The organism is Aquabacterium sp. (assembly GCF_036273115.1).
In the GTDB taxonomy this organism is placed as follows: Bacteria; Pseudomonadota; Gammaproteobacteria; order Burkholderiales; family Burkholderiaceae_C; genus Aquabacterium.
The window spans coordinates 165,104-185,899 of sequence record NZ_DASUIN010000023.1 but is presented as its reverse complement, the minus strand read 5'-3'; the positions used below and the strand labels follow the sequence as shown (position 1 = coordinate 185,899).

Sequence of the window (20,796 nt, the reverse complement as noted above, 5' to 3'; positions counted from 1 at the left end):
GAACCCGAATCAGCTTCGGCGTTTGGCGCAAGTGGTGCGGTTTCGCGGCGATTCTCAAAAAGGGGTGATGGGCCGACACTGAGTGCATCGAGTCGCGCGCATTCGAAGGAGCGTGCGGACTGGTTGTATTGAAGAAGAAATTGGAGACCTGAAATGAGTCAAAACTTGGTGAGCACCCCGCCCTGGACCGACAACAAGCGCTATGTCTGGCAGTTGGGCATGGCGGTGCCGGCTCTGGCTGCCGTGGGTCTGTGGTCGATCTGGCAGTTCCAGTCGGCGGCAGGCATGTGGGCGCTGTTCGTGTTCTTCTACGGCGTCATTCCTTTGATGGACTGGCTGCTGGGTGAGGACAAGGAGAACCCGCCAGAGAGTCTGGTGCCCGATCTCGAGAACGATCGTTACTACAGCTGGATCTTGTATGCGTTCGCGCCGATTCAGTATGCGGTGTTTGTGGGGGGCTGCTACCTGGCGGGCACCATGGATCTGGCCTGGCACGACATGCTGGGGCTGATGATCGGGGTGGGCATTGTGGGCGGCTTTGGTATCAATACCGGGCACGAACTGGGCCACAAGAAGGCCAAGTTCGACCGTTGGTTGGCGCGCGTGTGTCTGGCCCAGACGGGGTATGGGCACTTCTATGTCGAGCACAACCGCGGCCACCACAAGAACGTGTCGACGCCGCTGGACCCGGCCACCTCTCGCATGGGGGAATGGTTCTGGACCTTCTTGCCTCGTTCGGTGCTGGGTGGCATTCGCTCGGCCTGGCAGCTGGAGGCTGAGCGTCTGGCGCGGCAGGGGCGTTCAGTCTGGAGCGTGCACAACGAGAACCTGCAGTCGTGGGCGATGACGGCGGTCTTGTTCGGGGGCATGGTCGCCTGGATGGGGCCGAAGGTGCTGCCCTTCCTGGTGGTGCAGGCGGTGTACGGCTTTTCTTTGCTGGAGGTGGTGAACTACCTTGAGCACTATGGCCTCTTGCGACGCCAGGTGGCTGCCGGTCGCTATGAGCGCTGCCTGCCTGAGCACTCGTGGAACAGCAATCACATCGTCACCAATGTGTTCCTGTATCACCTGCAGCGGCATTCCGATCACCACGCGCATCCGGCGCGCAAATATCAGGCCTTGCGCCACTTTGAAGAGGCGCCACAACTGCCCTCAGGCTATGCCGCCATGGTGCTGTTGGCGTACGTGCCGCCCCTGTGGTTCAAGGTGATGGACAAGCGTTTGATTCAGCACTACCGCGGCGACTTTTCGCGCATCCATGTGTATGAGCCACGCCGCCAGGCCTTGCTGCGTCAGTACGGCGACTATGCCAAACAGGTGCAGCAGTCGTTTGTCGAGCAAGCGGGCGTCTCAGCTCGTGCAGCTTGAGTCGGTTCAAGGAATCTCGGCGCCGCCCATGCGAGCCGCGATGGTGGCGGCACGGCCTGTCAGGTAGCCTGAGCCCGGGGTTTTCTCAAACCGTTTGGGGGCGGGCAGCATGACAGCCAGACGGGCGGCCTGATAGGCCGACAGGCGGCTGGCATCGGTGCGGAAATAGTGCCGAGCGGCCGCCTGCGCACCAAATACACCTTCGCCCCATTCCACGTTGTTGAGGTAGATGGTGAGGATGCGGTCTTTGCTCAGCAGGCCTTCCAGCATGAATGTGATGACCAGTTCCTGCGCCTTGCGGAACATCTGGCGTTCGCTGCTCAGGAACAGGTTCTTGGCCAGTTGTTGCGTGATGGTCGAGCCGCCAATGATTTTCGCGGTGGGTTGCGTCACCGCAGAGGGCGGAGGCGGAACAGGGCGACCGCGCTTCTTGGCGCGTTCGACGACGCGCTCATAGCGGGCTTGGGCTTGGGCCTTGATTTTGTCGGCCTTCGCTTGCGCGGCGCTGTTCTTGCGCCAGGCATTCTGCAGGGCATCCCACTCCACCCCGTTGTGATCGACAAAGTTGGCGTCTTCGCTGGCAATCACGGCGCGGCGCAGGTTGTCGGAGATCTGATCGCCCGCGACCCATTCCTGGCTCCAGAGAATGCGGCCTTGCTCGCCGACCAGTCGACGCGCTTCGCTGCGCTGGAAGGTCGTCGATTGCGGGTCCAGCACGTTCATCAAGGCGATTCGCCCAGCAAAGTACAACTGCAGGGACAGGGCACTGACGGCGATGGCGCCGACCAGGCGCCAGGGGTGTCGAACGGCGGAGGCCATCAGGCTGCAGGCGAGGCTTTGGGTTGATCGACCAGGGCGCGCATGTGGGCCAGCACCGGGGCGGTGTCTGGGCGCACGCCGCGCCAGATGAAAAAGCTTTCAGCGGCTTGTTCCACCAACATGCCCAGACCATCGCGACCGACGGCACCGTGTTCGCGTGCCCATTGCAGAAAGGCTTCGGCGGCAGGGCCGTACATCATGTCGAGCGCGAGGGTGCCGGGGCGCAGCACCTGCGGGCCCACGGGAATGCCGCTACCCGACAGGCTGGCGGCTGTGCCATTGATGAACACGTCAAAGCCTTGCCCTGGGTTGTCCAGGGGGCGGGCACTGAGCGCGACGCCGTGCTGGCGCGCCCATGGGGTGTGGCGCTCGACAATCGCCTGAGCCTTTTCCATGGTGCGGTTGGCCATGACGATTTCAGCCGGACGCGCTTCGATCAAGGGGCCCAGCACGCCCGCACTGGCCCCACCCGCACCCAGCAACAGCACCCGCTGACCCGCCAAGGGCACGCCGGCATGCACGGTGATGTCGCGCACCAGACCCACGCCGTCGGTGTTGTCGGCGAACCAGCCCTGCGCGTCAAAGCGCAGGGTGTTGGCGGCTTGGGCCAGCTCCGCGCGAGCGGAGCGGTGGGGCGCCATCTCGAAGGCTTCGAACTTGAAGGGCACGGTCACATTGCAGCCTTTGGCCCCTTCGGCGGCAAAGGCTTGTACCGTGGCCTTGAACGCATCGAGCGGGCACAGCAGTCGGCCATAGTCGATGGCTTGGCCGGTGGACTGAGCGAACAGGCTGTGAATGACGGGCGAACGGCTGTGTTCAACCGGGTTGCCGGCAACGGCGTAGCGGTCTGCTTGCATGGGGCGGAAATCTAGAGCGAGCCGAAGGTCAGGGCTGGGTGCTGGGGGCGGTGGCCTCGGTGGAGGCCGAGACGCCTGCCTCGCGCGTGAACTTGAAGCGAGAGGAAATCAGCAACACGTCCTTACCGGCCATGACATCCGTCGGCACGGGTGGGAAGGGGCCAGAGTTCTTCACGATGGCCTGGGCGCGCTTGTCGAGTGTCGGGTTGCGCGAAGGCACCGTCACGATCGCGTCCAGGATCTGGCCCATCTGGTTGATCCACACTTCCATCACGAGTTCGCCATAGAGCTTTTGCCCGCGGTTGTCGGTGGGAAAGTGGGTGGTGCCGGCGCGTTCCACCACGGTGCGGAACTGGTTGTAGTACAGCGCGTCAACCGATTTCAGTGTGGCGGGGCTGAGATAGCGCTTCTTGGGCCGCGAGTTCTGGTCGTTGATGCGTTTGTCGATTTCGCCAATCAGCTTGGTCAATTGGCGACGACGCTCTTCTTCGGCCTGGGCTTGCTGCGTCTCGGCTTTCTGGCGAGGGTCAGGCGGAGGCAGCGCAGAGAGTTCCTTCTTCAGTTGAGCCAGCATCTGTTGCTGCTCTTGCTGCATCTCTTCAATCATGCGGGCGGTCTGCTCCAGGGCATCGCCCACTTCGGTTTCGTCAGAGGGTTTGAAGGGCGAGGTGGCGCGCTCGTTCTTCTTGTCTGACTCGCCCCCGCCGGCCAGGTTCTGCTGCGCCAGAGCCTGCGGCTTTTCTGGCGCCTGATCGCCCCCGGAGTTGACCAGAATCACCTCGAGAGGGGTGTCTTTGAAGGTGCGGTTGAAGCCTTCGGGGTCCACGAACCGGAACCCCAGCAAGGCAGCGTGGATGCCCACGGAGATGGCCAGGGTTTTGTGCAGCAGGGTCAGCTTGCTGAAGGTGGTTCGCAGTTTTTGCAGCATGGGTGCGGCGGCTTCAGGATGAGGCGGTATCGGGGGCCGGGGCGTCGGCGTCTTTCACGTCGATGGCCAGCGTCAATGGTCCTGCATTGTCCAGCACCTCATCGTCTTCGGCGCCTTCTGAATCACCCTGATCTGCGGGTGTGGCTTCATCCAGGCGGGCGACCAGGCTGGCATGGACGTCCAGGGTCAGTTCATCGATGCCCGTGATGCGCACCCGCACCTTGGTGTGGCGAGGCAGGCTGTCGCAGCCCAGGGCTTTGAAGACCAGGGGCAGGGTGTCGGCGCGGACCAGGCCATTCATCATGACGGCACAGTCGAGTTCGGTGATGGCTTGCTGGCTCAGGTAGCGCAAGGTCCAGTAACGCTCCATGCTCGACTGGAAGGCGTTGTACGCGCTGTAGGCCCCATCGAAATTCGAGATGATGGAAAACAGGTCGGCGTCTTTGGGCTTGAAGTGCGCTGCCAGGGCGGCGGTGCGGCCATTCTTGATGCAGGCCACGATTTGCCACTGGTTGACCAGATCCACATAGCGGCGCAGCGGCGACGTGGCCCAGGTGTATTGCGCCACGCCCATGCCGGCATGGGGCAGGGCCTTGGTGCCCATGCGCACCTTGATGCCCGGTTGCAGGCTGGCCTGGCTGCGGTAAATGCCGGGCACACCCAGCTCGGCCAGCCAGCCACCCCAGGTGCTGTTGGCCAGAATCATGGCTTCGGCCACGATCAGGTCAAGCGGGGCGCCGCGCTGGCGGGTGCCGATGAGCACCTGCTCCGCGCCCTTGGGCTCGATGCCGTCGCTCATGGTGTTCTCACCATTGGGGCCCAGCAGCTTGAAGGTGTAGTCGGGGCGATTGAACGTTTCGGGTTTGCCGCGGACCTCTTCGCGTTTGGCCTTCAGGTGTTTGGCCAGGCGGAACGCGAAAGCCAGTTCGGTGGCGAAGGGGTAGTCGGCCGGTGCGCCGCCGGTCAGGCTGGCTTCGGTGATGACGCCATCGAGCTGGTCGTGACGCAGGTTGGCGGCAATGGGCACACGCTCGACGCGCGACTCGGTGGCCTTGACTTCCAGGGTGGCTTCATCGAAGGTCACGTACAGCGACACCGCTGGGCAGTCACGCCCTTCCAGCAGGGTGTAGGTCTGCACCACCTCGTCGGGCAGCATGGTGATCTTGTGGCCAGGCATGTAGACGGTCGACATGCGCGCACGGCCCACAGCGTCCACCGGCGAGCCGGGTTGAATGGCCAGGCCGGGTGCGGCAATGTGCACACCAAACACCACGGTGCCGGTGCCCAGTCCTTGCACCGACAGGGCGTCGTCGATTTCCGTGGTCATGGAATCGTCGATCGAGAAGGCCCGCACAGCGGCCACACTGAGCTCGTCTTTGATCGGAGGGGCTTCCAGCGCCGGGAAGCCGGTGCCCTTGGGGAAGTGCTCGAACAGGAAGCGCTTGAAGTGGAACTGGTAGGGGCTGTCGATGGCGCCTGCGTCTTTCAGCAGGTCCAGCGGGGCGCGTTGCGACACCTTGGCGGCCTCGACCACGGCCTTGTACTCGGGCCCGTTCTTGTCGGGCTTGAACAGGATCTTGTAGAGCTGTTCCTTGATGGGGGCGGGGCAGGTGCCGGCCGCCAGTTCCTGTGCCCACTGGGCAATTTGCAAGGCCTGCTGTTTCTTGCGCTCAATGGCCACCAGGGCCTGCTTGAGAATGTCTTCGGGGGCCTTCTTGAAGCGACCCTTGCCCCGGCGGTGGAAGTAGTGCGGGGTGTCGAACAGGCGCATCAGCATGGCGGCCTGTTGAATGGCATCGGCGTTGGCGCTGAAGTATTCACGCGCCAGTTCGTCGAAGCTGAATTCTTCTTCGGGGGCCACTTCCCAGATCAGATCCAGATCGATGTCGGCCGCCTGGGCCGCGCCTTGGGCCAGCACCTCGGCAGGGGCGGGCTTGGCGAACTTGATCAGCACGTTGGCGGCTTTCACCTTGACGCGCTTGCCCGAGTCCAGTTCGATCTGCATCGAACTATCGGCTTCAGACATCACGCGGCCGGCGAGGAACTTGCCAGCATCATCGAACAGAGCAAACATCAATCAGGAGCGGTTGGATTCGTCAGACCGCGATTGTCCCATCAGCGGGCCGTTTCACCATCCGGATTTGTGGGCAAGCCCAAAAAATGCAGCAGCCGGTCTTGATGCTGCTCGAAATCGCTCACGGCATGGTCGCTGCCTTCCAGCAGGTGCAGTTCAACGCCGGGGTAGTGGGCCACCATTTCCTCCCAGTTCAGAACCTCGTCGCCTTTGGCGATCAGGGCCCAGTAGCGCTGCGGCTGGGTGATCGGGTAGGGCGCCATGGCCTCGAATTCGCCAATGAACTCGGGGCGGAAGAAAAAGCGGTCGGCCGGGTCGTGGTAACTGGTTTGTTCGCCAATGTAGCGAGCCAGGTCGCGCGCCGGTTGCACGGCAGGGTTGATGACGGCGACACGGCAGCCTAGCTTTTCGCCCAGCACGGTGGCGTAGAAGCCGCCGAGCGACGAGCCAATTACCGCCATCTGGTCGTGCGGCCAATCGGCTGTCAGTGCCAGCAGTTCCGTCAAGGTTTGCTGGGGTGACGGGGGCAGTTGCGGGCAGGCCCATTGAATGGGGCGATCGGGCGTTTGCAGACGGGCAATGGTTCGGGCCATTTGCTGCGCCTTGTTCGATCGCGGCGATGAGCGAAAGCCGTGCAGATACAGGAGGTGCGTGAGCGGGGATTGCGACGGGGTCATGACAGTGCGAAGCAACATGCAGATGAGGGCATTGTCTGTGAAGCGTTGACCTTGTCACAAAGCTGTCAGCAATAGCCCAATAGGATCATGGCTGTCGTGTCGGGCAGGTGCTGCGGCACAAGAAGGATCTCCCAAGATGAACATGGTCTCAGCGCCCCGAAACAGGGTGCGGGTTGAACTCGTCCCTCAAAAAGGCTTTACCTTGCTGGAACTGCTGGTGGTGCTGGTCATCATCGGCTTGCTGGCGGGCTATGTCGGGCCTCGCTTCTTCTCGCAAATTGGCAAGTCGGAAGTGAAGGCCGCGGCCGCACAGATCGATGCCCTGTCGAAAGCGCTGGATCAGTACCGACTCGATACCGGTCATTACCCTGGTAACGAGCAAGGCTTGATGGCCCTGTGGACCAAGCCAGCTGACGAAACCCGTTGGTGGGGGCCCTACTTGCGCAAAGCGCCGCCCAAAGACCCATGGGGGCGCGACTACGTCTACAAGTCGCCCGGCGAGCATGGCGACTTCGATCTGTATTCCCTGGGCAAGGATGGCCGAGAAGGGGGCGATGGTGAAGACCAGGACATCACCAACTGGTAAGGCCTTCCCGCGTCGGCTGTTCTGTCAGGAGCTGGCGGTGCTGCTGGATGCCGGCATCCCTCTGTACGAGTCCCTGCAGACCTTGCGCGAGAAAGAGGCTTCTGCCGACACCGCTGCGGTGCTGGCCTGCCTGACCCAGGCCTTGTCGGAAGGCAAGACGCTGTCGCAGGCCATGCGCATGGTGCCGGCGGCGTTCAGCCCCTTGCTGGTGGCTTCGATTGAAGCCAGTCAGCGTACCGGGCAGACAGCCTTGGCGCTGCGCCAGCATGCAGCCTATCTGGCCTGGTTGGGCGGCCTGCGCGACAAACTCGTCAGTGCCGCCATCTATCCTGCCATCTTGATCGGGGCCAGTTTCCTGGTCATCAGTTTCCTGACGGTGTTCGTGGTGCCACGCTTTGCCGACATTTACGAAGGCATGGGTGGCGAGCTGCCATGGCTGTCAGGCTTGCTGCTGAAAGTGGGCAAGGGCGTGGGCGATCACCCGTGGTGGGTGCTGGCTGCCATGGGGCTGATCGTGGCCGCGCTGGTGGGCGCTTGGCGCACGCCTGCGGTGCGTTCGGCGGTGCTGGCGCGGTTGTGGACCCTGCCCGTGCTGGGGCCTCGCTTGCGCCTGGTTGAGTTGGCCGCCTTGTATCGCACCCTGGGCTTGTTGTTGCAGGCGGGGGTGGCGGTGGTGCCTGCCCTGGAGGCCTCGTTTGAACTGGTGGGCGCCAGCTTGCGCCCCGGTTTGACACGCGCCACGAGCCTGGTGCGAGAAGGCTCGCGCCTGTCTGACAGCTTGCAACAGCAAGCGCTCACCACGCCGGTGTCGCTGCGCATGATCCGCGTGGGTGAGCAAACGGGCGAGCTGGGCCCCATGCTGGAGCGCGCCTCCACGTTCTATGACGAGGAAGTCGCCCGCTTCACCGAGTGGATCGGCAAGGTCATCAGCCCGGCGCTGATGTTGATCATGGGCGTGCTCATTGGCGGCATTGTGGTGCTGATGTACCTGCCCATCTTTCAGGTGGCGGAGCAGATTCAATGAGCGCGGTGCTGCAACCTGTCGCCCTGCCTGATGCCATGCAGGATGGGGCTGAGGCCTGGGCGCCTGACTGGCGACGCTGGCCGCTGGATCAGGCCATGCGCCTGCGCGTGGTCGTGGCGGGCAATGCCTTGGGCCAACTGGCGGGGCTGACGCCGGCGGTTGACGATGTCCGCTTGCGCGAAGCAGTGGAGCGCCGCTTGGGCCGGGCCCTGCTGTGGCAGGCGGTCTCGGAGGCCGAGCTGCAGACCTGGTTGGCCCGTGGGGAGCAGTCTTTCGAAGCGCGTGGCGCCTTGGTGCAGCTGGCTTCAGTGGGCGAGGACGAGGCCGATGCCGCTGTGGCGCAGGCCTTGTCGGTGGACACCATCAGCCGTCAAAGCAGCCCGGTGGTCAAGTTGCTGGACGCCACCTTGTTTGATGCACTCAAAGCGCAAGCCAGTGACCTGCACATGGAGTCCACTCCGCAGGGCATGGTGGTGCGCCACCGGCTCGATGGCGTGATGGTGCAAGTCGATGAAATTGGCAGTCGCGAGTTGGCAGAGCAATTGGTGTCGCGCCTGAAAGTCATGGCCGAGCTGGACATTGGCGAGCGACGCCTGCCGCAAGACGGCCGCTTCAAGCTGCGGGTTCAGCAAAGCGCAGACAGTGGCACGCGCGATGTGGACTTCCGCGTCTCCATCATGCCGTCCAGCTACGGCGAAGACGCGGTCCTGCGCATTCTGGATCGCAGCCGCTTGTCGGACGAGGCGCAGGCCTTGAGCCTGGAAGGCCTGGGCTTCGATGCGGAAGACAGCGCCGTGGTGCGGCGACTGGCCGGCAAGCCGTATGGCATGTTGCTGGTCACAGGCCCCACGGGCAGCGGCAAGACCACCACCTTGTATGCGGTGGTGCAGGAGATCAACGATGGTCGCGACAAGATCATCACGATCGAAGATCCGGTGGAGTATCAGTTGCCGGGCGTGGTACAGATTCCCGTGAATGACAAGAAGGGGCTGACCTTTGCGCGCGGCTTGCGCAGCATCTTGCGTCATGACCCAGACCGAGTGATGGTGGGTGAAATTCGCGATGCCGAAACCGCGCAAATTGCTTCGCAGGCAGCGCTGACGGGGCACCTGGTCTTGTCCACCATCCACGCCAACAACGTGTTCGACGTGGTGGGGCGCTTCATGCACATGGGGGTCGACCTGTACAACATGGTGTCGGCGCTCAACGGCGTGGTGGCTCAGCGCCTGATTCGGCGTTTGTGTTCGCATTGCGCACAGCCCTGGCAGCCGCAGCCCCACGATCTCAAGGCCGCGATGTTGTCGCTCGACACCCAAGGGCGCTTCATGCGGCCGGTGGGGTGCACGCATTGCCGTGGCACGGGCTACCGTGGCCGCAAAGCGGTGGCGGAAATCTTGTTGATGGACGACACCCTGCGCGATCTGATCGTGTCGCGCGCCTCGCTCATTCGCATCAAGGCACATGCGCGTGCCAGCGGCACCCGGCTGTTGCGCGAATCGGCGCTGGCTTGTGCCATGCGTGGCGAGACCTCGCTGGAAGAACTCAACCGGGTGACCTTGGCCGAATGACGATGACTGCAATGACGATGGTTCAGACCCTGGCCCGCCGCTGGCAAGTTCGCTTGCGCACGGCCTGGCGGCCCTTGCGTGTCGATCTGCAGCCGGTTCCCGTGGGGGGCCGGGGCGAGCCCGATGGTGGTCAGCCCTCCGAGGTGGTGGCCATGCCAGGGCAATCGGCGGTGGCCATCGAAGCGGCCCTGCAAGGCTGGGCGCAATGGTGTGCCGAGCACGCCGGGGCTTGCGTGGAAGTGGGCCTGTCTGCTCACTGGTTGCTGGTCACGGTTGGCGAAGAGGCGCCTGCGGTCTGGCAGCACTACTACGGCGTCAGCGAAGACGAGCTGCATCAGCACTGGGTGCGTCGTCAGGTGGACATGGGGGCAGGGCAGGCCTTGCACTGCGCCATGCCCCGAGCTTTGCTCGATGGGGTGCAGGCCGCCGCGCGTGCCCATGCGATCAAACTGGTGTGGATGGGGCCCTGGTGGATTCGCCAACTGGCGCAGCATGTGCGTGCTCAGTGCGATCTGGGCGAGAGCCTGCAACCCTGGTCGGCTTGTGAACCGGGCCTGACGGTACGAGCCTCCCTGGCGTGGGAAGAGCATGCGGGGCAGCCCGTTCAAGTGCGGCAGCTCTGGTGCGAAGCGGAGGCGGCATGATCCGACGCTCGGCGATGGCTCACGACTGGGCCCGTGAACTTGATTTTGTGGGCCCGCGGGTTCGCACCTCGGTATGGGGGTGGGCGCTGCTCGTGATCGGCTTGTGTCTGGCCTTGATGGCCGCTGACCAGGTGCAGTCGGTGGCGCAACAGCAGGCGCAAGAGGAGGCCAGCCTGCATCGACTGCAACGCGCGGAACACCAGCAGAAGTTGGCTCAGGCGCCCATGCGGCCGGCCTCCGGGGCCTCAGGTGCGGCCGGGGGTGCCGCCTGGTCGGCTGAAGCCTTGCGTTCCGCGCAGGGCGTGGTCAGCAAGCTGGCCTATCCCTGGGCAAAGGTGCTGGACCAGGTCGAGCTGGCCGCCTTGCACGAGCAGGCGCTGCTGCTGGCTTTGAGCGTCGATCTCGATGCGGCTGCAGTGGATGCCACCGCTGCGACCGTGAGGTTGAGTGCGGCGGTGCTGTCCGATGAGGACGCCTTGCGTTGGGCTGATGCCCATGGGGCCGGGGCGCAGTTGCTCGCGCGTGAACGCTTGCCCTCGCCTGCGCCGTCGCCGCAGGGCGATTACCCCTGGCGAGCCGAGATCAGCTGGCAAAGGGGGCGGCCATGAAGACGCAGGTCCTATGGCGCTGGGCGCGTTCACTGGGGCTGCCTGGGCTGGTCGGGCTGGCCCTGCTGCTGGGCGCAGCGTGGGTGGAGCGGCAATGGCTGCCGGCGCAACAGGCCGAGGTCGAGGCCAAGGCCTCACGTGTGCGGCAGTTGCGAAACAGCTTGCGAGAGCATGCGGCCGGGCAGGCTGAGCAGGAGGCCCAGCCTGGTGCAGTTGATTGGGCCCGCTTGTCACCTGATGTGGCCTGGCAGTCGGTGTGGGACACCTTGCCCGACGCGTCCCAGCGGGTCAGCTTGTTGAAGGCCATCAGTCACTCGGCCACTCAGTTGGGGGTCAACAGCCAGTCGATTCAATACCGCGGGGGCATCGAGGCTTGGTCGTCGCATCAAGGGCAAGCGCTGTGGCGACAGCGCGTGGCCATGCCCATCGAAGGGCGATACGCCGATGTGCGCGCCTGGTTGGGCACCCTGCTGGGGCAGTCGGCACTGAGCCTGGACATGCTGGAGCTCAGTCGCAGTGACACCAGTACCGATTCGGTCAAGGGGCGAGTCAGTCTGTCGGTGTGGTGGCGCGTCAGTCAGACGTCGGGTGGCACGCCATGAGAAAGGCTGGGCAATGAGAAAGCCGTTGTGGTTGGCTTTGGCGCTGGCCTTGGGCGCGACCTTGTGGGTGGCCTTGCAAGACGATGAGGGCACGGTGGAAGCCGTGAAGTCGTCGGGGGCATCGGCCTCTCCCGCGGCAGCGCGGGCCGGGGTGGCCGCTCCAGTTCGGGCTTCTGCCTTGGCGGCTTCCACTGCTTCTGCGGCCATTCGCCCCGCACGAGACCTGGCGCGAGACATCGCTGCATGGAAGCAGCGCGAGCCCATCGGTCTCAAGCCGGAGTCGGAGCTGCGAGCGTGGGGCGCGTCGCGACCCCCGCCACCGCCGGAGGTGAAGGTGGTGCAGCTTGCCCCGCCGCCGCCCCAGGCCCCGCGCTTTCCGCATGCCTGGGTGGGCCGCTTCAACGACATGGCCGTGGTGACTGGGCCGCAAACGACCTGGGTGCTCGCCGAGGGCCAGGTCATCGAAGGCCAGTGGCGCGTTGAACACATCCGCGATCGACAGATGCAATTGATTTACCTGCCTCTCAACCAGGCACAAACCGTGGCGATGCAAACCCCATGAAGTTCCGTTTCCACCCCACCCGCTGGGCCGCATTGCTTGCTTCTGTCATGTTGGCCGCGTGCGCCAACACCGCCTTGCGTGATGCCGACAAGCTGGCGCAACTGGGCCAGCACGAAGCCGCCTTGGCGCGCCTGCAGCAAAGCATCGAGGCCCATGAGGACGACCAAGCCGTTCGCACGGCGTGGATCAAGCAGCGCGACACCACCGTGGCGCATTTGCTGTACCAGGCCGATGCAGCGCGAGCCGCTGGCAATCTCGCCGATGTCGAAGGCGTGTTGAGCCGATTGGAAAAAGCGGCGCCGGGACATCCTCGCACGGTGTGGATGCGATCCGAGGTGGATCGCATCAAGCGACATCAGCGCCTCATGGTGGAGGCTCGCCAGGCCTTGGCCGAACAGGCTTATGCCAAAGCCGAGCCCGTGCTGCGCACGGTGTTGAGCGAAGACCCCGGGCATGCTGAAGCGAAGGCCTTGCTGGCCCAAGTCGATGAGGCTCGGGAATCGCAGTCCCGCCAGCGTAGCAACCTGCAATTGGCCACGGCGGCGCAGCCGGTCAACCTGGAGTTCCGCGAAGCGCCCATTCGCACCGTGTTCGAGGCCTTGGCCCGCGCCGCCAATGTGAACTTCGTGTTCGACAAGGATGTGCGCGGTGAAGCCAAGATCACACTCTTCCTGCGCCAGACCACGGTGGACGAGGCCTTGCGCGTCATTCTCAACACCCAGCAGTTGGGCTACAAGCTGCTCAATGCCAACACGGTGCTGGTGTTCCCCAACACGCAGCAAAAGCAGCGCGACCTGCTCGACACCGTCACCCGCAGCTTCTATCTGACCAATGCCGATCCGAAGCAGGTGCAATCGCTGGTGCGCACCGTGGCCAAGTCGCGCGACATCTTTGTCGACGAACGCCTGAACCTGCTGGTCGTGCGGGACACCCCCGAAGTCATGCGCCTGGTCGAGCGCCTGGTGCAGAACGTCGACCTGCCGGACCCAGAGGTCATGCTGGATCTGCAAGTCATGGAGGTATCGAGCAACAAGCTCGATCAGCTGGGGCTGAGCTGGCCCACCACCGTCAACTACGGCTTGCCTGCGGCCTCTACGGCCACCTTGGTCGATTCGCGCCAAGGCCTGCGCTGGAGTGCGGCCAACCCCTTGGTGGTGGCCACCCTGAAGGGCTCGGCCGATGCCACCAACCTGTTGGCCAACCCCAAGATTCGTGCCCGCAACAAGGAAAGGGCCAAGGTGCTGCTGGGCGAGAAGCTGCCCGTGTTCACCACCACCTCAACCGCCAACGTCGGTGTATCGGCCTCGGTCAGCTATCTGGATGTAGGCTTGAAACTCGATATCGAGCCCCGCGTTCAGCTTGACAACGATGTCAGCATCAAGGTGGAGCTGGAGGTCAGCAGCATCACGGGCAAAGTGAATGGGCCCAGTGGCTCGCTAGCCTATCAGGTCGGCACCCGCCAGGCGTCCACCACTTTGCGCCTCAAAGATGGCGAAACCCAGATTCTGGCTGGCCTCATCAACGACCAGGAAAGCCGCAGCTCGGTGGGCATTCCTGGCCTGCACGACATGCCCGTGGCCGGACGCTTGTTTGGCACTACCACCGACAGCCATAACAAGACCGAAGTGGTGTTGCTGATCACGCCTCATATCGTGCGCAACCTCACGCAGCCCGCCGCTGCCGGATCAGCCATGCCCTCGGGCACCGAGGCGCAACCGGGCGCGCCCGCCTTGTTCATTCAACGTGGCCAGGCCTCATCCAGCCCTGGCGTGGGTGGCGCAGCGGCAGCGCGGCCGCAGGCACTGACCGGTGGCGTGCCGGGCGGGGCAGCCAACACCCAGGCGGTCCGTGTCAGTGGGCCTGATGAGGTCTTGTCTGGCGCCTCGTTCCAGGTCACCGTCTACAACCCCGCCGCCGAACCGCTCAACACCACGGTGGTGTACGACGCCGGCGTGCTGGATGCGGCCGACGCCAAGGCGTCGGGAGGGCGGGTGCCAGTCGAGGTGCCGCCACGTGGCAGCAAGGCGGTGACCTTGTCCGTGCGCGCTGGCCAGCCCAGTACCGAGACGGCGGTGTCGATTGACGCGGGGGGCTCGCCCTGGTTGATCCGCATTCGCGACCCACGCGCGGCCCAGCCGGCGGACACGCCGAGCGAGGAAACGAATGAGCTACCCGACCGTTGATCAGCGAGGCTTCACTTTGATCGAGATGGTCATTGTGGTGATGATGGTGGGCATTCTGGCCAGCGCAGCCATGCCGCTGGCCGCCATGAGCAAGAAGCGCGCTCAGGAAGCCGAGTTGCGCCAGGCCCTGCGCACCTTGCGCACGGCGATAGACGACTACAAGCACGCCTGGGACCAAGGGCGCATTGAGCGCAAGGCCGAGCAAAGTGGCTACCCCCCCAATCTGCTGGTGCTGGTCAATGGGGTGCCCGATGCGTCATCGCCCAAGGCCGGACGCATTTACTTTTTGCGGCGCCTGCCGCGCGACCCTTTTGCCCCGGCCGATGTGCCGGCCGCGCTGACCTGGGGGCTGCGCAGCTATGCCAGCCCGCCTGATGCACCAGCGCCAGGAGCGGATGTGTTCGACGTCTATTCCCTCACGGAGGGGGTGAGCCTGGACGGCACACCCTATCGGCGATGGTGAGTCATCGGTGTCAGCGCCAGGGCTTCACCCTGATCGAGCTGATCGTGGTGTTGGCCATCATTGCGCTGCTGGCCAGCCTGGTCGCGCCACGCTATCAGCGCTCGGTGGACAACGCCCGCGAAGCCACCTTGCGCACCTCGCTCAACACCATGCGAGACGCCATCGACAAGTACGCCGCCGACAAAGGGCGCTACCCGGATTCGCTGGAAGACATGGTCAAGGCCGGCTATCTGCGCCAGATTCCGCAAGACCCCATCACGGGTCGCAGCGACAGCTGGCTGATGTTGCCGCCCCCGCCTGACAGTGCCGTGACGGGGCGCATGGCCGACGTGCGCAGTGGCGCGTCGATGCGGGCGCAAGACGGCACCGCCTTCAATACCTGGTGAGGGGCATGACCGCACGCACAGAGCCAGGCCGTCAACACGGCTTCACCTATCTGATGATCTTGTGGTGGGTGGCCATCAGCTCGATCGTGCTGGCTGCGCTCGGTCAGCATTGGATGATGGAGTCGCGGCGTCAGCGCGAGATGGAGTTGGTCTTTCGGGGTGAGCAGATCCGTCGGGCCATTGATGCCTTCTACGACCAGGCGCCAGACGGCCAGCCCAAACGCTTGCCCACCAGCTGGGCCGAGTTGCTGGACGATCGCCGCCGAGGGCACACGGTGCGGCACTTGCGGCGCCTGTGGCCCGACCCCATGACGGGCCGCCCGTGGGGTCTGATTCGCGAAGGCCCCGGGATCAAGGGGGTCTACAGCCAGGCCCAGGGCCATCCTCTGCGTGGTCCGGATGGCGTGGACTCTTACGAAGCCTGGCGATTCGAGCAAGGTCAACCCGCCATTCGGCCCCGTTGAACGTGAAATCGTCAACAAACCGTCATTCAAGCTGCATAGACTGATCGCGCTATCAAGCCCAAGCAACATGTCACACCAACACATCGCACCCGAGCAGTCTGAGTGCCTCCTTCGAATCATCGAAGCGGCGCCCCAGGTGCGTCGGCGTCACCAGTTCTTCATGTGGAGCCAAGGGGATCTGCAGCGCTGGTTGCCGCACAAGGTCAGCGTGTGCGGCGCCTATGACCGCGAGCAGCGCGACGTGGTGTTTGACATCTTCAACAGCATTCCGGTTCCCCCCGATGTGATCGAAGAGCTGAAGGATGCGCGCTCGGAGATCATGAGCGCCGCCTTGCAGAACTGGAAGCGAACCCGCCAGCAATCGTGTCGGCTGGATCTGAACGAGTTGGCCTCGGAGCACCCCGTCTGGGCCTCCCTGATGGACCTCGGCTTTGAGCAGTTGCTGGTGCATGGCGTGACCCGACCAGGCCGCCCGGACGAAATCGAGAGCTTTTTCTTGTTTGCCCAGCCTCGCACGCATTACAGCGACGACGCGGTGGCCGCGCTCGACATGCTCTTGCCGTGCGTGCACTTGACCTATCAGCGTGTGTGCGTGACCGAGCGCCAGATGGTGCCCGTGCGGGCCCCCACCATGCATCAGGTGCTGAGCACACCGTATCAGCGCATCACCCCCATCACCGAGCGTGAGCGGGAAATCCTGTTGTGGGTGCGTGATGGGCTGAGCAACCAACAGATCAGCGAGAAGCTGGGCATCAGCGCGCTGACCGTCAAGAACCACGTTCAAAAAATCTTGCGCAAGCTGGGGGCGGCCAACCGTGCACAGGCTGTGGCCAAAGCCATGACCATGAATGCGTTCGGCTCCAACTCGGCGGGCAGCGAATCCTATCCCTGAGTCATGAATCGATTGCCTTTGAATGCCGCCCAGACGGTGGTCTTGAGTACGGTGCTGTTTTGTTCCGTGGCCTTGTCTGCCCAGGCGCAAGAAACGACCGACTGGTCGGCCTTTGCTGTGCCTGCCGTGGAAGCCGAGCGCCATGGGCCGCTGGCTGACGAGACGTTTGCCCTCATCAAGCAGGGCGGGCCCTGGCATCAACTCGAATCGTCTCGCGAAGGCGCGGTCGAGCGAGAGTGGATGCGCTTGCTGCAGCAGCGCCAGTGGGCCGATGCCATGGCTTATCTGAAAAAGGCCAATCCTGACATCAATGTGAAAGACCCGGTCACAGGTGCCACATCATTGACCTTGGCTTCCGCGGCCGGGCAACTGGAGTTGGTGCGAGAACTCATGCGCCGTGGCGCCGAGTTGGACCGCATCGGCGCGGCAGGCTGGACGCCCTTGGCCGCGGCAGTGGTGAAGGGGCATGAGCTGGTCGTGCGCGATCTCTTGCGAAAGGGCGCCCGCGTGGATGTGCCGAGCGCCAGCGGCCAGTTGCCTTTGCATCTGGCCTGTGCCACGGGGCAAGTTCGTCTGATTGATCTGCTGATCGCGCAAGGTGCCGACTGGCGCGCCTATAACCGCCAGGGGCGTCATGCGATGGCCGAGGCCGCGCTGTTTGGTCAGATTCCTGCCATGCACGCCTTGGCGCGCGCCGGGGCCGTGTATGCCGAGCCTGATCGCCATCGCCTCAATGCCGTGCATGCCGCCGCCTTGGGTGAGCAGCGTGAAACGCTGGCCTTTCTGCGTGCGCAGCATGTGGCCGTGCCGTCGGTCTTGTCGCAAGTGTTGATCGACCGCCTCGACGCGCCACAACCTTGAAAGGGCTCATGCCCGCATTCATGTCGCTGTCACGGTAGAACGCGACGATTGCTCCTGAAACAAACACGCGGCATTGCACCTTCGCGATGCCCCTTCAGAGTTGTTCTAGGAGTCAATCAATGAAGTTCAAACTGTTGACAGTCGCCCTGGCTGCCGCCGTGCTGGGTCAGGCCCATGCCGCCAACGTCATTCAAAACGGTGGTTTCGAAGCGGATGGCCATTTCGTTCAATCGCCTGACGCCATCTCTGGTTGGCAGGTTGCCGAAGAGGGCATCTTCGGTGGGGTCATGGTCAATGACAGCGCCGTGTCACCCGTGTCGGGCTACGGCACAGTGGGTGCGGCCTCTGGTGCTCACTACGCCCTGATCGATCTGCTGGCCCCTTCGCGCGCCAGCTTGTCGCAAACCTTCACCATCGGGGCCGGTGCTGTTCAATCGGCCATTCTCTCGTTTGACTCGTTCGTCAACTACGCCACCATTGGCAGCGAAACGGCCTTCAGCGATGCAGCCCAGGGGCTGAGCCTGGATCTTGACAACGTGCAGCTGCGCGTCGATCTGCTCAAGGCCGGTGTCGATGCCTTTTCGACCCAAGCGGCTGATCTGCTGCGCTCGTTTGCGGTGTCGCCCGCTCTGGTCGCTGGCCCTAACGCCTACCAACACTACGAATTCTCTTTGGCCGATCTGGGCTTGCAAGCAGGCCAGAGCTACACCCTGCGCTTTGCGGGTGTGAACACCCTGGGTTCGATGCAAGTGGGCGTGGACAACGTGGCGCTGAATGTGACCGCCGTGCCCGAACCAGAGAGCTTCGCTTTGGCCCTCGTGGGCGTGGGCCTGCTGCTGGGTGTCAAAACCCGTCGTCGCTGATTTCTGTTCTGATCTGATACCGAGGAGTAACCTTCATGTTCAAACTGACTCTTTCCACCGCTGCCATCGCAGCTTTGCTGGTCTCCATGACCCCCGCACAGGCCGCCGCCCCCGTGGTGCAAGGCGCTGAAGCCGTGACCGATTGGTACAACGCCGGCAACCAGTTCATTGCCGATGCCAAGAAGCTGGCCCCCAACACCCGCCGCGCCAAGAACGTGATCTTCTTCGTGGGCGATGGCATGGGCATCTCCACCCAGACCGCCGCACGCATTCTGGAAGGCCAACTCAAGGGCAAGACCGGCGAAGAAAACCGCCTGTCGTTCGAAACCCTGCCTTACTCGGCCCTGTCGAAGACCTATTCCTGGGACCAGCAGACCTCTGACTCTGCCCCCACCATGACCGCCATGGTCACTGGCTACAAGACCCGTGAGGGCATGCTGTCGGTCAACCACACCACCGCACGCGGTGAGTGCGATGCCAACGTCGTGGCCGCCAACTCGCTGCCCACCATGCTGGAAATCGCTGCCAATGCTGGCAAGTCCACCGGTGTGGTCTCCACGGCTCGCATCACCCACGCCACTCCGGCCGCCAACTACGCCCACACCCCTGTGCGTGATTGGGAAGCCGATTCGAACGAGCCCGCAGGCTGCGGCGTCAAGGACATCGCTCGCCAGTTGATCGAAGTCTCGCCCACCGTGCGCAACAGCCTGAAGGTTGCGCTGGGTGGTGGTCGCACCTACTTCCTGCCCAAGGCAGTGAACGGCGCTTCGTTCTACGATCCAGAGTACCCCGCCACCAAGGGTCGTCGCAACGACGGTCGTAACCTGACTGCCGAGTGGGTCAGCACCCGCGGCAACGGCGCTCAGTATGTGTGGAACAAGGCGGGCTTCGACGCCATCGACCCCAGCAGCACCGAGTACCTGCTGGGCTTGTTCGAGCCCTCGCACATGCAGTACGAAGCCGATCGTGCCACCGACACGGGTGGTGAGCCTTCGCTGACCGAGATGACCGAAAAGTCCATCAAGATGCTCCAGAAGAACCCCAACGGCTTCTTCCTGCAAATTGAAGCCGGTCGCATCGACCATGCCCACCACGCCGGCAACGCCAAGCGCGCTCTGATCGACACCATCGAGTTGTCGAACGCTGTGCGCAAGGCCATGGAAATGACCAACGAAGCCGACACCCTGATCGTGGTTTCGGCTGACCACAGCCACACCTTCACCATCGCTGGTTACCCACACCGTGGCAACGACATCCTGGGCCTGGTCAAGGAAGTGCCTGCTGTGGACGGCAACCAGCCCGTGGCCTCGAAGGCCGACGATGGCAAGCCCTACACCACCCTGGGTTACCAGAACGGTCCTGGCGTGACGGCGGCCACTCTGGCTTCGGGCGTGCGTCCTGACCTGAGCAGCGTGGACACCACTTCGCTGAACTTCCTGCAGCAAGCGGCCATTCCTCTGGCGGGTTCCGAAACCCACGCCGGTGAAGACGTTGGCATCTGGGCTCGTGGCCCCAAGGCTTACCTGGTGCGCGGCAGCATGGAACAGAACTGGATCTTCCACATCATGAAGGAAGCCTTCGGTTTCTGATGCTGAATGTGAGTTGAGTCACATGGGCCAACCTTCGGGTTGGCCTTTGTGCTTGGCTCTTGCCTTTCCCCAAGTTGTAGAGAGATGTCATGCGTGCATTGTTCTTGAGCCTGATCCTGTGTGTGACCAGTGTGGTGGCCCAGGCGGCCGATCCCGTCACCGCGTCCTATCGCGTCGAGTTGCAATCCGGCAAGCGTGCCGTGCAGAGCCAGACCTGGTACATCCAGCGTGAGCCGCAGCGCATCACGATTTACAAGCCCCAGATGGACGACATCTGGCGTCGTGATCAGGCTGGGCAGATTTCCTTTGAACGCGTGTTTCATGACGACCGCACGATCGTCGAGTACACCGCAGGCGAATTGCGCACCCTGGGTGTGACCCCCGTGTGGGACGAGTTGGCCTCGATCTTTGACCCGACCAAGCTGAGCAAGCTCAAGCCCACAGGGCGCAAGGCCGGCGTGGCCTCGTACCAAGGCCGGTTGGGTGAGGAGCAGGTGAAGGTGGAGTGGTTGGAAGAGCCCTCTCTGCCACGTTCGCTGCTGCGCTCGGCGCATGGCAAGTCGGTGCGCTTCACCTTGCTCAAGCAGCCGGCCACGTTGCCTGACGCCATCGTGGCGGCGCATCAGGCACTGGATCACTACACCCGCCTGGATGCCTCTGACTTTGGCGACATGGAATACAACCCCGTTGTCAAGAAAGCCATGCACCTGGATGTGCAACTGGGCTGGCGAGTCGAGCACGAGCACGGCCACGACTGAGGCCGTTTCTGACGAAGGCA

Annotated in this window: 22 protein-coding genes; 17 read left to right on the top strand and 5 right to left on the bottom strand. The window is 63.6% G+C overall.

Annotation, left to right across the window (positions count from 1 at the left end):
- The first annotated feature begins 153 nt into the window (after positions 1-153).
- On the top strand, positions 154-1,368 hold the full coding sequence (locus VFW72_RS09815; RefSeq protein ID WP_329674108.1) for an alkane 1-monooxygenase: 1,215 nt from the start codon (positions 154-156) through the stop codon (positions 1,366-1,368).
- Between the two features lie 6 nt (positions 1,369-1,374).
- Here the strand turns inward: VFW72_RS09815 and VFW72_RS09810 are convergent, their stop codons facing one another.
- From VFW72_RS09810 to VFW72_RS09790, 5 genes are read right to left on the bottom strand one after another with little or no spacing between them, the layout of a single operon-like run.
- Positions 1,375-2,187, bottom strand: a complete 813-nt coding sequence (locus VFW72_RS09810; protein WP_329674107.1) for a transglycosylase domain-containing protein — start codon at positions 2,185-2,187, stop codon at positions 1,375-1,377.
- On the bottom strand, positions 2,187-3,044 hold the full coding sequence (gene aroE / locus VFW72_RS09805) for a shikimate dehydrogenase (RefSeq protein ID WP_329674106.1): 858 nt from the start codon (positions 3,042-3,044) through the stop codon (positions 2,187-2,189). Before aroE ends, VFW72_RS09810 begins: the two co-directional genes overlap by 1 nt.
- A 28-nt stretch (positions 3,045-3,072) precedes the next feature.
- Positions 3,073-3,972 carry an energy transducer TonB gene (locus VFW72_RS09800; protein ID WP_329674105.1) on the bottom strand — a complete coding sequence of 300 codons (900 nt, stop codon included), beginning with the start codon at positions 3,970-3,972 and terminating at the stop codon, positions 3,073-3,075.
- A gap of 13 nt (positions 3,973-3,985) precedes the next feature.
- On the bottom strand, positions 3,986-6,046 hold the full coding sequence (locus VFW72_RS09795) for a ribonuclease catalytic domain-containing protein (RefSeq protein WP_329674104.1): 2,061 nt from the start codon (positions 6,044-6,046) through the stop codon (positions 3,986-3,988).
- 41 nt (positions 6,047-6,087) lie between these two features.
- On the bottom strand, positions 6,088-6,723 hold the full coding sequence (locus VFW72_RS09790) for a YqiA/YcfP family alpha/beta fold hydrolase (RefSeq protein WP_329674103.1): 636 nt from the start codon (positions 6,721-6,723) through the stop codon (positions 6,088-6,090).
- A 136-nt stretch (positions 6,724-6,859) separates the two neighbouring features.
- Here VFW72_RS09790 and gspG point away from each other — a divergent pair, with 136 nt between their 5' ends.
- The 16 genes from gspG (at position 6,860) to VFW72_RS09710 (ending at position 20,776) form a co-directional block, all read left to right on the top strand.
- Positions 6,860-7,309, top strand: coding sequence for a type II secretion system major pseudopilin GspG (gene gspG / locus VFW72_RS09785; RefSeq protein WP_329674102.1), 450 nt, complete (start codon positions 6,860-6,862; stop codon positions 7,307-7,309).
- Positions 7,278-8,333: a type II secretion system F family protein gene (locus tag VFW72_RS09780; RefSeq protein WP_329674101.1), complete on the top strand. Its 1,056-nt coding sequence runs from the start codon at positions 7,278-7,280 to the stop codon at positions 8,331-8,333. The genes gspG and VFW72_RS09780 overlap by 32 nt, the downstream gene beginning before the upstream one ends.
- Positions 8,330-9,901, top strand: coding sequence for a GspE/PulE family protein (locus VFW72_RS09775; RefSeq protein ID WP_329674100.1), 1,572 nt, complete (start codon positions 8,330-8,332; stop codon positions 9,899-9,901). The genes VFW72_RS09780 and VFW72_RS09775 overlap by 4 nt, the downstream gene beginning before the upstream one ends.
- 11 nt (positions 9,902-9,912) lie before the next feature.
- The gene (locus VFW72_RS09770; protein ID WP_329674099.1) at positions 9,913-10,545 is read left to right on the top strand and encodes a hypothetical protein; all 633 of its coding nucleotides are present in this window, start codon (positions 9,913-9,915) and stop codon (positions 10,543-10,545) included.
- The gene (locus VFW72_RS09765) at positions 10,542-11,153 is read left to right on the top strand and encodes a hypothetical protein (protein ID WP_329674098.1); all 612 of its coding nucleotides are present in this window, start codon (positions 10,542-10,544) and stop codon (positions 11,151-11,153) included. The genes VFW72_RS09770 and VFW72_RS09765 overlap by 4 nt, the downstream gene beginning before the upstream one ends.
- Positions 11,150-11,755: a hypothetical protein gene (locus VFW72_RS09760; RefSeq protein ID WP_329674097.1), complete on the top strand. Its 606-nt coding sequence runs from the start codon at positions 11,150-11,152 to the stop codon at positions 11,753-11,755. The genes VFW72_RS09765 and VFW72_RS09760 overlap by 4 nt, the downstream gene beginning before the upstream one ends.
- A gap of 13 nt (positions 11,756-11,768) precedes the next feature.
- Positions 11,769-12,317, top strand: a complete 549-nt coding sequence (locus tag VFW72_RS09755; protein WP_329674096.1) for a hypothetical protein — start codon at positions 11,769-11,771, stop codon at positions 12,315-12,317.
- On the top strand, positions 12,314-14,500 hold the full coding sequence (locus tag VFW72_RS09750) for a secretin N-terminal domain-containing protein (RefSeq protein WP_329674095.1): 2,187 nt from the start codon (positions 12,314-12,316) through the stop codon (positions 14,498-14,500). Before VFW72_RS09755 ends, VFW72_RS09750 begins: the two co-directional genes overlap by 4 nt.
- Positions 14,481-14,963 carry a type II secretion system protein gene (locus VFW72_RS09745; RefSeq protein ID WP_329674094.1) on the top strand — a complete coding sequence of 161 codons (483 nt, stop codon included), beginning with the start codon at positions 14,481-14,483 and terminating at the stop codon, positions 14,961-14,963. The genes VFW72_RS09750 and VFW72_RS09745 overlap by 20 nt, the downstream gene beginning before the upstream one ends.
- Positions 14,957-15,349: a type II secretion system protein gene (locus tag VFW72_RS09740; protein WP_329674093.1), complete on the top strand. Its 393-nt coding sequence runs from the start codon at positions 14,957-14,959 to the stop codon at positions 15,347-15,349. The genes VFW72_RS09745 and VFW72_RS09740 overlap by 7 nt, the downstream gene beginning before the upstream one ends.
- A gap of 5 nt (positions 15,350-15,354) precedes the next feature.
- Complete coding sequence (locus VFW72_RS09735) at positions 15,355-15,813, top strand: type II secretion system protein (protein ID WP_329674092.1); 459 nt, start codon at positions 15,355-15,357, stop codon at positions 15,811-15,813.
- Between the two features lie 67 nt (positions 15,814-15,880).
- A complete protein-coding gene (locus VFW72_RS09730) occupies positions 15,881-16,705 on the top strand; it encodes a LuxR C-terminal-related transcriptional regulator (RefSeq protein WP_329674091.1) in 825 nt (274 codons plus the stop codon).
- A 3-nt stretch (positions 16,706-16,708) separates the two neighbouring features.
- Complete coding sequence (locus VFW72_RS09725) at positions 16,709-17,566, top strand: ankyrin repeat domain-containing protein (protein WP_329674090.1); 858 nt, start codon at positions 16,709-16,711, stop codon at positions 17,564-17,566.
- A gap of 119 nt (positions 17,567-17,685) precedes the next feature.
- A complete protein-coding gene (locus tag VFW72_RS09720) occupies positions 17,686-18,429 on the top strand; it encodes a PEP-CTERM sorting domain-containing protein (protein WP_329674089.1) in 744 nt (247 codons plus the stop codon).
- A gap of 35 nt (positions 18,430-18,464) precedes the next feature.
- Complete coding sequence (locus VFW72_RS09715; RefSeq protein ID WP_329674088.1) at positions 18,465-20,018, top strand: alkaline phosphatase; 1,554 nt, start codon at positions 18,465-18,467, stop codon at positions 20,016-20,018.
- 89 nt (positions 20,019-20,107) lie between these two features.
- Positions 20,108-20,776, top strand: coding sequence for a hypothetical protein (locus VFW72_RS09710; protein ID WP_329674087.1), 669 nt, complete (start codon positions 20,108-20,110; stop codon positions 20,774-20,776).
- The last annotated feature ends 20 nt before the right edge of the window (positions 20,777-20,796 follow it).

Excerpts from the sequence above, each read along its gene's own strand:
- VFW72_RS09815 (WP_329674108.1), top strand. The coding sequence starts at position 154 with ATGAGTCAAAACTTGGTGAGCACCCCGCCCTGGACCGACAACAAGCGC.
- VFW72_RS09810 (WP_329674107.1), bottom strand. The coding sequence starts at position 2,187 with ATGGCCTCCGCCGTTCGACACCCCTGGCGCCTGGTCGGCGCCATCGCC.
- aroE (WP_329674106.1), bottom strand. The coding sequence starts at position 3,044 with ATGCAAGCAGACCGCTACGCCGTTGCCGGCAACCCGGTTGAACACAGC.
- VFW72_RS09800 (WP_329674105.1), bottom strand. The coding sequence starts at position 3,972 with ATGCTGCAAAAACTGCGAACCACCTTCAGCAAGCTGACCCTGCTGCAC.
- VFW72_RS09795 (WP_329674104.1), bottom strand. The coding sequence starts at position 6,046 with ATGTTTGCTCTGTTCGATGATGCTGGCAAGTTCCTCGCCGGCCGCGTG.
- VFW72_RS09790 (WP_329674103.1), bottom strand. The coding sequence starts at position 6,723 with ATGACCCCGTCGCAATCCCCGCTCACGCACCTCCTGTATCTGCACGGC.
- gspG (WP_329674102.1), top strand. The coding sequence starts at position 6,860 with ATGAACATGGTCTCAGCGCCCCGAAACAGGGTGCGGGTTGAACTCGTC.
- VFW72_RS09780 (WP_329674101.1), top strand. The coding sequence starts at position 7,278 with ATGGTGAAGACCAGGACATCACCAACTGGTAAGGCCTTCCCGCGTCGG.
- VFW72_RS09775 (WP_329674100.1), top strand. The coding sequence starts at position 8,330 with ATGAGCGCGGTGCTGCAACCTGTCGCCCTGCCTGATGCCATGCAGGAT.
- VFW72_RS09770 (WP_329674099.1), top strand. The coding sequence starts at position 9,913 with ATGACGATGGTTCAGACCCTGGCCCGCCGCTGGCAAGTTCGCTTGCGC.
- VFW72_RS09765 (WP_329674098.1), top strand. The coding sequence starts at position 10,542 with ATGATCCGACGCTCGGCGATGGCTCACGACTGGGCCCGTGAACTTGAT.
- VFW72_RS09760 (WP_329674097.1), top strand. The coding sequence starts at position 11,150 with ATGAAGACGCAGGTCCTATGGCGCTGGGCGCGTTCACTGGGGCTGCCT.
- VFW72_RS09755 (WP_329674096.1), top strand. The coding sequence starts at position 11,769 with ATGAGAAAGCCGTTGTGGTTGGCTTTGGCGCTGGCCTTGGGCGCGACC.
- VFW72_RS09750 (WP_329674095.1), top strand. The coding sequence starts at position 12,314 with ATGAAGTTCCGTTTCCACCCCACCCGCTGGGCCGCATTGCTTGCTTCT.
- VFW72_RS09745 (WP_329674094.1), top strand. The coding sequence starts at position 14,481 with ATGAGCTACCCGACCGTTGATCAGCGAGGCTTCACTTTGATCGAGATG.
- VFW72_RS09740 (WP_329674093.1), top strand. The coding sequence starts at position 14,957 with ATGGTGAGTCATCGGTGTCAGCGCCAGGGCTTCACCCTGATCGAGCTG.
- VFW72_RS09735 (WP_329674092.1), top strand. The coding sequence starts at position 15,355 with ATGACCGCACGCACAGAGCCAGGCCGTCAACACGGCTTCACCTATCTG.
- VFW72_RS09730 (WP_329674091.1), top strand. The coding sequence starts at position 15,881 with ATGTCACACCAACACATCGCACCCGAGCAGTCTGAGTGCCTCCTTCGA.
- VFW72_RS09725 (WP_329674090.1), top strand. The coding sequence starts at position 16,709 with ATGAATCGATTGCCTTTGAATGCCGCCCAGACGGTGGTCTTGAGTACG.
- VFW72_RS09720 (WP_329674089.1), top strand. The coding sequence starts at position 17,686 with ATGAAGTTCAAACTGTTGACAGTCGCCCTGGCTGCCGCCGTGCTGGGT.
- VFW72_RS09715 (WP_329674088.1), top strand. The coding sequence starts at position 18,465 with ATGTTCAAACTGACTCTTTCCACCGCTGCCATCGCAGCTTTGCTGGTC.
- VFW72_RS09710 (WP_329674087.1), top strand. The coding sequence starts at position 20,108 with ATGCGTGCATTGTTCTTGAGCCTGATCCTGTGTGTGACCAGTGTGGTG.